The organism is Macrococcus epidermidis, from assembly GCF_024205965.1.
Taxonomy (GTDB): domain Bacteria; phylum Bacillota; class Bacilli; order Staphylococcales; family Staphylococcaceae; genus Macrococcoides; species Macrococcoides epidermidis.
Genome location: NZ_CP073819.1, coordinates 2,241,855 through 2,253,660, shown reverse-complemented (window position 1 = coordinate 2,253,660; position 11,806 = coordinate 2,241,855). Strand labels below are relative to the sequence as shown.

Annotated in this window: 8 protein-coding genes and 2 pseudogenes; 9 read left to right on the top strand and 1 reads right to left on the bottom strand. The window is 34.5% G+C overall.

Annotated elements, in window-relative coordinates:
• Window positions 1-3 precede the first annotated feature (3 nt).
• The 4 genes and pseudogenes from KFV12_RS12055 (at window position 4) to KFV12_RS12040 (ending at window position 5,117) form a co-directional block, all read left to right on the top strand.
• Window positions 4-1,515 (top strand): SpaH/EbpB family LPXTG-anchored major pilin, encoded by a 1,512-nt coding sequence (locus KFV12_RS12055; protein ID WP_254256858.1) that lies wholly within the window; start codon window positions 4-6, stop codon window positions 1,513-1,515.
• Window positions 1,516-1,591: 76 nt separating this feature from the next.
• The gene (locus KFV12_RS12050; RefSeq protein WP_254256857.1) at window positions 1,592-2,467 is read left to right on the top strand and encodes a class C sortase; all 876 of its coding nucleotides are present in this window, start codon (window positions 1,592-1,594) and stop codon (window positions 2,465-2,467) included.
• Entirely contained in the window at window positions 2,464-3,288 is an 825-nt protein-coding gene (locus KFV12_RS12045; protein ID WP_254256856.1) for a class C sortase, read from the top strand. The genes KFV12_RS12050 and KFV12_RS12045 overlap by 4 nt, the downstream gene beginning before the upstream one ends.
• A gap of 144 nt (window positions 3,289-3,432) precedes the next feature.
• Window positions 3,433-5,117: pseudogene (locus KFV12_RS12040) on the top strand (IS1182 family transposase).
• Here KFV12_RS12040 and KFV12_RS12035 read toward each other — a convergent pair.
• Window positions 5,118-7,111, bottom strand: a pseudogene (locus KFV12_RS12035) (catalase).
• Between the two features lie 211 nt (window positions 7,112-7,322).
• On the opposite strand from KFV12_RS12035, the gene KFV12_RS12030 reads away from it, so the two are divergent.
• From KFV12_RS12030 to KFV12_RS12010, 5 genes are all read left to right on the top strand, one after another.
• Window positions 7,323-7,529 (top strand): hypothetical protein, encoded by a 207-nt coding sequence (locus KFV12_RS12030; protein WP_254256855.1) that lies wholly within the window; start codon window positions 7,323-7,325, stop codon window positions 7,527-7,529.
• A 707-nt stretch (window positions 7,530-8,236) separates the two neighbouring features.
• The gene (locus tag KFV12_RS12025; RefSeq protein ID WP_254256854.1) at window positions 8,237-8,917 is read left to right on the top strand and encodes a YveK family protein; all 681 of its coding nucleotides are present in this window, start codon (window positions 8,237-8,239) and stop codon (window positions 8,915-8,917) included.
• An 8-nt stretch (window positions 8,918-8,925) separates the two neighbouring features.
• Complete coding sequence (locus KFV12_RS12020) at window positions 8,926-9,636, top strand: CpsD/CapB family tyrosine-protein kinase (protein ID WP_254256853.1); 711 nt, start codon at window positions 8,926-8,928, stop codon at window positions 9,634-9,636.
• 18 nt (window positions 9,637-9,654) lie between these two features.
• Entirely contained in the window at window positions 9,655-10,698 is a 1,044-nt protein-coding gene (locus KFV12_RS12015; RefSeq protein WP_254256852.1) for a nucleoside-diphosphate sugar epimerase/dehydratase, read from the top strand.
• The gene (locus tag KFV12_RS12010) at window positions 10,698-11,804 is read left to right on the top strand and encodes a polysaccharide biosynthesis C-terminal domain-containing protein (protein ID WP_254256851.1); all 1,107 of its coding nucleotides are present in this window, start codon (window positions 10,698-10,700) and stop codon (window positions 11,802-11,804) included. Before KFV12_RS12015 ends, KFV12_RS12010 begins: the two co-directional genes overlap by 1 nt.
• The last annotated feature ends 2 nt before the right edge of the window (window positions 11,805-11,806 follow it).

Genomic DNA, 11,806 nt, shown 5'->3' with positions numbered 1-11,806 from the left:
TCAATGTCTAAATTAGCAAAGCAGTTTTTCGTACTTTTTGCAATTACGTTACTTATCAACGTGATCGCACCATCCAATAATGCACATGCCGCGGGACCAGATACAAACTTATCGATACACAAAATTACTGGGAATACAGAACAAGAAGCAACGTATGATGAACTTACCGGTAAAGTAACTCCATCAGGAGATGCAATTTCTGGAATTTCATTTACGTACTGGAAAATAACTTCGGCTCAACTTGCAACGATGAAAGCGAACATGTCCTTATATGATACTGAAGCAGAAGTGCAAGCTTATATTGGCGCTAAAATGGGTCAAACGGCAAAAACTGATGCCAATGGCGTTGTTACTGTTCCTAATTTAGAAGAAGGAATCTACTGGTTTACTGAGGATACATCCAGCTCAGTAATAACAGCGAATGCCGTACCCTTTGGTTTAGAACTACCTGTTACGAACCAGGCTGGAACAGGATATATTACTGATCTGCACGTTTACCCAAAAAACACTTTAGAAGGTTCTCCGTTAATTGATAAAGATGTGAGTGTTGATGGTAATAAATCTTCGTCATATGATATTGGAGATGATTTCAACTGGTTAATTCAACCAACAATAGTTAAAGGGATTGAAGAATATAATAAATATACCGTGACGGATAAGCTTGATCCAGCTTTAGACTTTCAAGGTGTTGATAAAGTTACAGTTAATGTGAATGGACAGGCATTAACACCCTCATCGGATTACACAGTAAATTATGACGAAGCTACACGAATTGTCAGTGTTGATTTTACATCAGCAGGATTAAAGACGCTTGCAACTTTTGGGGTTGAAAGTAAATTAAATATTATGATGCCTACAGTGATTAATAATAAGGCAATCATGGGCAAACCGATTCTGAATAATGCGACATTAGACTTTGATAATGGGCATGGTACTACAACTGATCCTAGTGGTGTCGGTAAAATAGTAGCAGCTGCAAGAGTAGCGGCGCTAGATATTCCGAAAGTTTACACGGGCGGTAAGAACTTTATTAAGACAAATGGCATAGACCCGCTTCAAGGTGCGGAATTCGTTATTCAAAATAAAGCAGGACAGTATTTACAGCAGGAGGCAGCGACGCTAAGAAATGTGTGGGTGAGTGATCAGGCTCAGGCTACAGTCTTTAAATCAGGTGACGATGGTAAATTTGAAGTAAAGGGTCTGGCTTATGGCGAGAATGGGAATAACAACGGAGGGTCTACAGATTATATATTAGTAGAAACGAAAGCACCTTCAGGTTACACTATCCCGACTAACCCTAACTATAGTTTTATTGTTAATTCAAATTCTTATTACGCGGACCCATCGATTATTACAGATGAATCATCAGTGGCAACAGTATCACCGAAAGAAATCGTTAATAAAAAGACATCAATCCCTAACACTGGGGGAATGGGTACTGTACTATTCACTGTAATCGGTTTAGGATTAATGGTGCTTGCACTCATCACATATCGTAAAAGACAAAAAGCTTAGGATACAATCATCGATTATTTCTATACAATAAGGTAGACGCATTAGTCTGCCTTTTTCCCTTTGAAAGGAGTGCCTGATGGAAGAAAGTAAAAGCATAAAAAAACAAAATAATCTTCTGTTTAATATAATATTCTTGTTCATTTTTGGGGCAGGGGCTTTAATATTACTATATCCGATGATTAGTGCAGTATATTATGACTATCAGGCTAGTGAAGAGGTCAATACCTTCAATAAAGAAGTCGGGAAATTAATGGATAAAGATATAGAAGAGCGAATACGTGAAGCTCAGGCGTATAATGCAACATTAATGGCAAACGAAGCGATTGCAGATACGTTTAGTGAACAAGAAAAGGCAGAAGGGAAAGCATTATATGCCAGAATGATTGAAGTCAATGAACAGATTGGTTATGTGGAAGTACCGAGTATTCATCAAAAGCTTCCTTTATTCGCAGGCACTAGGGAAGAGGTTCTGCAAAAAGGACTCGGGCATCTGGAACGCACATCATTACCGGTAGGTGGTAAAAATACACATACTGTGATAACCGGCCACCGAGGATTACCCGATAAAATGTTATTTACAGATTTAAACAAGGTTAAACAGGGGGACAAAGTCTATATCACCAATATTAAAGAAACACTTGCTTATGAAATAGACCATATTGAAGTCGTGAAACCTGATCAAACTGAGAAATTGCGCATCGCAAAGCATGAAGATCGTTTGACATTACTCACATGCACACCGTATATGATTAATTCTCATAGACTGATTGTACAGGGACATCGAATTCCTTATACACCGGTGGAAGCGAAGCAACACCTTGCACAACAACCAGCATGGTGGATGAAATTCTTATCTGTCTACAAGTATTATTTAATAGGCTTTGTTATCAGTATTATCCTTTACGTTATCTATAAAATATTGAATAAGCGTAAAAAACGAGCAGAGCAATGAAGCATATCATCAATATAATATTTGTAGCTGGGCTCATGATTGCCATATATCCGATGATTACAAAAGTGTACTATAATTATAATGCTTCTGTTACTGCCACGCAACTGGAGAAAACGCATAAATATAAACAACAGGATAGTCGGTATCTTCAGCAGCAGGCGTATAATGAAGCATTACGGCAGAGCCGCCAGCATATTAGTCAGCCTGCAGTGGAAAGAAAACCTAAATCAGCAAATCAAAATATTCAGAGATCTGATGAGATTATTGCAACCATTAAGATACCAAAGCTGAAACTTCATTATCCGGTGTTTGATGGTGCAACACAAGAGAATTTGAATAAAGGCGTATCAAGAGTCAGCGGGACAAGTTATCCTCTCGGAGGACCTTCATCGAATAGTGTATTAGCAGCACATTCATATTCACCACTGCAGGAATGGTTTACTCATATTGACCGGTTGAAAAATGGAGACGAAATTATCATTAATAATTTCAGACATCCCTTGAAATATGTCGTCTACGATAGAGTAGTGGTAACGCCAGATAAAATAGTGGCAATGAGAATTCAGAAGAATAAAGATATCATTACATTGTTGACATGTACACCGGATGGGTTGAAACGGCTACTAGTATATGCAGAGAGAGTTGATAGGGAATCAACAACTCATCGGAAGTATCATAACGAGATGCCAGTAACTCAAAAAAGTTTTATTGAAAAGCTGAAAGTGCTATCAGAATCTTGGTATATTTTATTGATAATATCTATTTTTATCTACTTATTTATACGTATGAAGTTGGAGAACAGAAACGAGGTTGGGACATAAGTAGATAAATCTTCGATTTATTCCAACCAAATGAAACAAGAGAAATTCGAAAATAGTTTTCGAATTTCTCTTTTTATATACAAATAAAAAAGACACTACTTTATAATGTAAGTACCACACAAACAGAATAAAAGGAGTGTCTTTATGTATAAAAAGTATAACATGCAACAACTAAATTTACCATTATTCACAGATATCTTGTTCGAAGAAAATGATATTGTTTTTTTCGTTAATGATATTGTGGAATCAATCCTGATAATATCTTTAATGACTTTGATTCAAAATTCGGTGCCTCGTCGTATCACCCCAAAATGATGTTAAAAATAATATTGTTTTCGTACACACAATCTATCTTTTCAGGACGTAGAATCTCTTCTGCTTTACATGACAGTCTTCGACTGATGTGGTTATCTCAAGGTCAAAAACCATCATATAGAACAATTAACCGATTTAGAGTTAATCCTAAATTGGCAAGTATTTTAGAAGAATTATTTATTCAATTTAGATATCAATTAGTTGATCAGGGACTTATAGATGAAAATGTTCTTTATATAGATGGTACTAAATTAGAGGCAAATGCAAATAAGTATACCTTCGTGTGGAAAAAGAATACCGAAAGGTATAATAACCAGATTATTGCTAAGTCGAGAGAGATGTATGATAAACTCATTGCTGAAAATATCATTCCGGAAATCCTTGAGGATGAGGGAGATGAAATCACTCTTGAACACTTAAAAAAGATGGAGAATGCAGCCGAAAAAAAAGTAGAAGAATTGAATACGCAAATTACGAATACAGAATCAGGTTCTGAACGTAAAATAATTCGTTCTGAAAGAACTAGAATCAATAAATACAGTAAAACACTAAAAAATTGTATCGAGAAAAAAATAAAATACGAAGAAGAATTTGAAAAGCATGGAGATAGAAATAGCCATTCAAAAACCGATAAAGATGCTACCTTCATGAGAATGAAAGATGATCATATGAAAAATGGGCAACTTAAGCCTGCGTATAATGTTCAAGTTGCTACAAGTAATCAATATATAATGGCCTTTGATGTATTTCCTAATCCTACGGATACAAGAACACTTATACCATTTCTAGAAAACTGTAAAAAGAAACTTAATGATTTACCTAATATAATTGTTGCTGACGCGGGTTATGGTAGTGAATATAATTATGAAAATTTAGCTAATAACTTCGATATTACTACTTTAATTCCATATGGAATGATGAGAAAAGAAGAAAGTAATTCATTTAAAAAGCAAACATTTAATACGATCAATTGGGAATTCAACATTCTAGAAGACTATTATATATGTCCGAATAATAAAAAATTGAACTTTTTAAAACATACTTATCGAACTGATGAATATGGATTTAGACGAGATTTTGAAGTATATAAATGTGATGATTGTTTAGACTGCCCTTTAAAAAACCAGTGTATAAAAGGAAACTCTGAATTCAAAATTATTTCTAAAAATATGAATTGGGAATAGCATAAATTTAATATTAAAGAAAAGCTTTCAGAACAAGAAAATGCCAGCTACTACAGTCAAAGAAAAATTGATGTAGAGCCATCTTTTGGAAATCTGAAGGCTAATTTAGGTTTCACTAGATTCTCAGTGGGAGGTAAACAAAAAGTTTATAACGAACTAGGTATTGTTTTAATGGCAATCAATATAAGAAAATATACTGCTCGAAGAGCAGATTCTTATTTAATAAATGAAAGAATAAAGAACACCACTTTAATTTTAATTAAAAAGTGGTGTTCTAATCATTTAAGTGACCTATTTATGACCCGGCCTCGTTTAACTATCTATATATGATTAAAGTATTCTATCCCAGTGTCTCATATTGCCTAACGCATCTAAGTAAGGTTTTGCATCTTTCAATTCCACAATACCTACACCATCTGGTTTAACAGTAGTTTCTTCGATTGCTTTCTTCGCACGCGTTGTGTATCCAATTGTCTTAAAGTGACGGTTTGTTGCTTCAATACAATCCTTCGTTGGTGGTAATAACGGAACTTGAGCATCTACTACGATAATACCATCAAAGAAAGTAGAGTGAACTGTATCAAATGTTTCCATAACTTTAAGTTTACCGATTGTTGTAGCTTCTTTCGCAACAAGTTTATAGTTTACTTTATTAGCTGTTAAATCTTCAATAAGCGCTGTAAGCTCATCTTCTTTACTATCTTCAGTAATAAGTAAAACCACAGATAAAGTTTCTAATTTCTTAACCGTGTTCTCCATACTTAAAGCAGGAGATTTCTTACCAGATTTTACTTCAACATCTTCGCTTGGTGGTCTTACGCCGATTCGTTTCGCAATTGTTGTAGCAAGCTCTTTATCAACATGGTTAATATTATTTACAGCATTCTCTTTAACGAAATCATGTTTACATTTGCCTAACTCGAATGCAAATCCATCAATTAAATGTTCTTTCTCTGGCTTAGATAAACTATTGTAAAACATCTTAGCTTGAGAGTAATGATCTTTAAAGCTTTCACTACGAGCACGTACTTTATGTGCACCAATCTTCTCATGATAAGACTCAAATCCACCTTCTTCAACAGGTGTTGTGTGTGGATGGTTACCATTGATTGCATTGTTATGGTAAGCCGTTTGACCTGTATGAACGAATGTTTGATGCATACCATCACGATGGTTGTTCGCGAATGGACATACTGGACGGTTAATCGGTAACTGGTGGAAGTTTGGTCCACCTAAACGTGATAACTGTGTATCTGTATAAGAGAACAGACGTCCTTGTAATAATGGATCGTTACTGAAGTCGATACCTGGTACTAAGTGACCTAGGTGGAATGCAACTTGCTCAGTTTCAGCAAACACATTGTCAACGTTACGGTTTAACTTCATCTTACCGATCACTTGAACAGGTACTTCTTCTTCCGGCCATAATTTCGTAGGGTCTAGATATCAAAGTCGAAGTTGAATTCATCTTTCTCTTCAATCACCTGAATACCTAATTCCCATTCAGGGTAGTCACCTTTTTGAATTGATTCGTATAAGTCTTCACGGTTGAAATCTGGGTTCTTACCAGCAATAATTTGTGCCTCGTCCCAGATTAATTGGTGAGTACCAAGCAATGGCTTCCAGTGGAACTTCACAAATACCGACTTATCTTCTTTATTAACCAGACGGAAAGTATGTACACCGAAACCTTCCATCATGCGGTAACTCTTAGGTAATCCATGGTCACTCATTGTCCACATTGTCATGTGTGTAGACTCAGGGTTCTGAGCGAAGAAATCCCAGAATGTATCATGCACTGTACCACCTTGAGGAATCTCGTTATGTGGCTCAGGCTTAACTGCATGTACTAAATCAGGGAACTTAATTGCATCCTGAATAAAGAAGACAGGAATATTATTACCAACTAAGTCATAGTTACCTTCTTCAGTATAGAACTTAACTGCGAATCCACGTGCATCACGTACTGTATCATTAGCTCCACGAGAACCTTGTACCGTAGAGAAACGAACGAATACAGGTGTCTTCTTAGAAGTATCATTTAAGAATTTCGCTTTAGTATATTTTTCTTGTGATTCATATAATTCAAATTCACCATGCGCGCCGTAGCCGCGAGCATGCACAATTCGCTCAGGAATACGCTCATGGTCAAAGTGTGTCATCTTCTCTCTGTAGTGGAAGTCTTCTAAAAGCGTTAGACCACGTTCACCAGCTTTAAGAGAGAACTCATCTTTTGCCATCTTTAAACCTTGATTGGTTGTTAACGCTGAATTTTCATCATGCTTACGTCTAAAATCTTCAAGTTGCTTGTCTTTTTCATTCATCATGGATAATTCCTCCGTTAATTTTAAATTTAAATATATCAACATCTTATGTATCTAAAAAACATTACATAGTTACCGTATAAAACTTTTAAAACATTGCATGAAAAATAAATACAAAACCAAACTAAATGATTTGTTATCTAATTGTAATACGAATTTTCTGAAAAAGAGTGTATAATTAAAATAACAAAGTAAAAAGAGGAGGGATGACATGAATTATCTTCAAAAAATAGCCATGATGATCGCACTATTAATCGTTACATTACTGATTACGACACACGACACATACGCTGCAACACATGTTGTCCTTGCAGTCGGACCGAATAATGCGACCGTATCATCACTATTTATTGGAATCGGTACAGTCAACGTGATGATTTTAGACAAGTTTAAGCATAACGATTCATCAAAAGACTGAGCTGAGCAGTGAATGAATCATATAAAATGACATGATTCATACGCACATTAATCTAACAATACTAACAACCAACAAAAAAATACACAATATACAAAAATCACGATCAAAAACTAAGATAATTATATAAATGTCTCTAAAAAAACTATTAAATTTAGTAGAACTAACAAAACATAGTCAAATTAAACCAAACGTAATAATTAAGGAAATTTATTATTCTCTTATAATAATTAGCATTTATTAAATTTCAATGGCAAACTAATCAATGTATAGAAACTTTATCACTAAAGTAATCGGTCAAATAAAATAACCATACAAAACAAGTGCTTTTTAGTAAATATTGTGCTTTATTTCAATTTTGACAAAATCTTAATATAAATTTTATTAAATTGTAACATTTATTTTTATGCAATAGAATTACATGTTGGTTGTGTAAAGTACAATTTAAATACAAAAGCATAATTAAGCTAAAAATCAAATAATAACTTGATAAAAGGAGATATTTTTTCAAAAAATGTCTCCTTTTATTGATGGATAGGAGCTACTCAGATTTAAGTTTTAGCATAAATATACATTCATATACAAGGAATTATCTAGAAATACAAGAAATTTAATGATGATGCAATTTATATCTATTCATTAGGTATTCACATTCTACACAATAAAAAGTATATTTAATATATTAAGCATTAACTATTTAAGGAGGCACTATGGAAGAGGTAATTGATTTAAAAGAGATTTTAGAAATACTGAAAAAGAATTTGAAGTTGATATTGGGGTTAGCTATTACATTCGCATTAATTGCAGGTCTTGTATCATACTTCCTGATTAAGCCGACATATCAGTCAGAATCACAAGTCATCGTTAACCAAAAAGGGAAGAACGCTGACGTTTATAATAATCCAGGTGAAGTTCAAACCAACTTACAATTGATTAATACATACTCACAAATGATTAACTCAAAAGTGATTAGAAAGCAGGTCGTAGATGAACTGAATCTTGATACTTCAGAAAAGACATTACAACCAATGATCTCAGTAACAAGTGAAGCTGAATCACAATTAATGAAGATTAACGTATCAGGACCTGATAAAAAGCAAACAGCAGAAATTGCAAATGCATTAGCAGAAATCGCACAAAAAGAAGTAAAACGTGTGATGGGTGTCGATAACTTATCGATCTTCTCGAAAGCAGACGTTGATGAGCAAACAGCACCAATTAAACCGAAGAAATTAATGAATATCATTGTTGCAGGGCTGCTTGGATTAATCTTAGGGACTGCAATTGCATTCTTACGTTCAATGCTTGATACACGCTTGAACACAGAAGAAAAAGTAGAAAAATATATCGGTCTACCTACATTAGGTAAGATTTATACGATAGAGAAGTAGGTGTGATGATGTTAAAGAGAATTAAAAAATCAAAATTACAACCCAATGAGTATCTAGAAATTAGAAATAATCCTAAATCAGTCGTGTCTGAGCAATTCAGAACATTACGTTCAAATATCCTATTCACATCAGCAGATGTTGAAATTAAGAGATTAATGATTACATCTTCAGAACAAGGTGAAGGTAAATCAACAGTATCATCTAACTTAGCATTAGCCTTCTCACAAGCAGGATACAAAACATTATTAATCGATGCGGACTTACGTCGTCCAACGCAACATAAATTGTTCCAGGAGATTAACAATAAAGGTCTATCAAACGTCATTGCAGGACAAATTGCATTCAATGATGCAGTACATAAAGATAACACGCCATACTTAGACTTACTTACATCAGGACCAATCCCACCGAATCCATCAGAGTTATTAGGATCAGGAGCAATGGTGAACTTAGTGAAAAGCTTAAATGAGCACTATGATTTTATTATCTTTGATGCACCGCCAGTGCTTGCTGTAACAGATGCACAAGTTATTGGTAACTTAGTAAACGGTTCATTACTTGTAGTCAACAGCCGTAATACGCACAGAGATAAAGTGATTGACTCTAAGACACAGCTTGAGAAAAGTTCAGCTAAAGTCTTAGGTGTTGTATTAAATGAATTAGATAAGAAAGAAGACGGCGAATATTACTATTATTACGGTGAGAGTTCAAAAAAATAAAAGAAATGGGTGGCAAATTTGTTTGATGGCAAAATTTTATTAATTACTGGTGGTACTGGTTCATTTGGAAATGCAGTTATGGAAAAGTTTCTTGATACAGATATAAAAGAAATTAGAATTTTCTCTCGTGATGAAAAGAAACAAGATGATATGAGAAAGAAATATAACAATAAAAAATTAAAGTTTTATATTGGTGATGTGCGTGATGAGAATAGTGTAAATGTCGCTATGAATAATGTTGATTATGTGTTTCATGCTGCAGCATTGAAGCAAGTACCATCATGTGAATTCTTTCCAGTAGAGGCTGTAAAAACTAATGTTCTTGGAACTGAAAATGTATTAAATGCAGGTATACGTAATGGTGTGAAAAAAATAATTTGTCTTTCTACAGATAAAGCTGCATATCCAATTAATGCGATGGGTATTTCTAAAGCAATGATGGAAAAAGTCTTTGTGGCAAAATCAAGAACGATTGATCCTGAAGATACATTAATATGTGGAACACGTTATGGAAATGTTATGGCTTCGAGAGGTTCCGTGATTCCGATGTTTATTGAACAGATAAAAATTGGAGAGCCTTTAACTGTTACTGATCCAACGATGACTCGATATTTAATGAACCTTGAAGAAGCGGTTGATTTAGTAATACATGCTTTTAAATATGCAAATACTGGAGATATCATGGTTCAAAAATCTCCTGCATCTACAGTTGGAGATTTAGCACAAGCATTAATTGAATTATTTGAAGCGGATAATGAAATTAAAGTCATCGGTACACGACATGGAGAAAAACACTACGAAACTTTACTTACCAGAGAAGAGTATTCGAGATGTGAAGATATGGAAAATTACTTTAGAGTTCCGTCCGATGCAAGAGATTTAAATTACTCCGATTATATTGAAGAAGGGAAAACTGAAATAACTGAAAGTGAGGAATATAACTCACGAAATACGCATATATTAAGTATAGATGAAATAAAAGAAACCTTATTAAGTCTAAATTATGTTAAAGAAGAATTAAAAAATTTTAAGAAACAAAATGTTGGCTTGGGGGATAACTAATGAATATTGTTGTAACAGGAGCAAATGGATTTGTAGGAAAAAATTTGTTTCAAGAACTTGTGAAAATTGAAAACTACAATGTCATAAAAATCACACGTGAAACTTCAGATGCATTATTAAAAGCATCGATTCAGGAAGCGGATTTCATCTTTCACTTAGCTGGTATTAACAGACCACAAACGGATGATGAGTTTGTAACAGGAAATGTAGATTTCACTAACAAAGTGATTGAATACACTTTGCTGAATGAGAAGAAACCTGCAATTCTGTACTCTTCTTCTATCCAGGCAGAAAAAGATAATCCATACGGTAACAGTAAAGCCCAAGCTGAAGAGCTGTTTGATGTATTAAAGCAAAACGGCAATCCAGTCTATATTTATCGTTTAAACAACCTGTTCGGTAAATGGTCTAAACCAAATTACAATACAGTCGTTGCGACATTTTGCCACAAGATTGCACGTGATGAAGAAATCCAGGTGAATGATCCTAATGTGGAATTAACACTTAACTATATCGATGATGTATTAAAAGAATTTGTACGTGCATTAGAAGGCAATCCTACCATTGTCAACGAATACGGAGTAGTACCGAATGCTCACGTTGTAACATTAGGACGCATTGCAGATACAATTAAGCAATTTAAACAAGATCGTATCGATCGTACATTACCTAAACTGGATGATGAATTTGAGAAAGCATTATACAGTACGTACTTAAGCTTCTTACCAACTGAGCAGTTTAGCTATCCACTAACGATGCACAAAGACGACCGTGGGTCATTCACGGAATTCATTAAGACACCGGACAGAGGGCAAACATCAGTAAACATCTCAAAACCAGGTATCACAAAAGGAAACCACTGGCACCATACAAAGAACGAAAAGTTCTTAGTCGTTGCAGGTAATGGTGTGATTCGATTCAGAAAGCCGGATGAAGAAAAAGTATACGAATACTTTGTGTCTGGTGACAAGCTTGAAGTCGTTGATATCCCAGTCGGATATACACATAACATCGAAAACTTAGGTGACACAGATATGGTAACTGTGATGTGGGTAAATGAAATGTTCGATCCTGAAAATCCAGATACTTACTTCTTGGAGGTATAAAG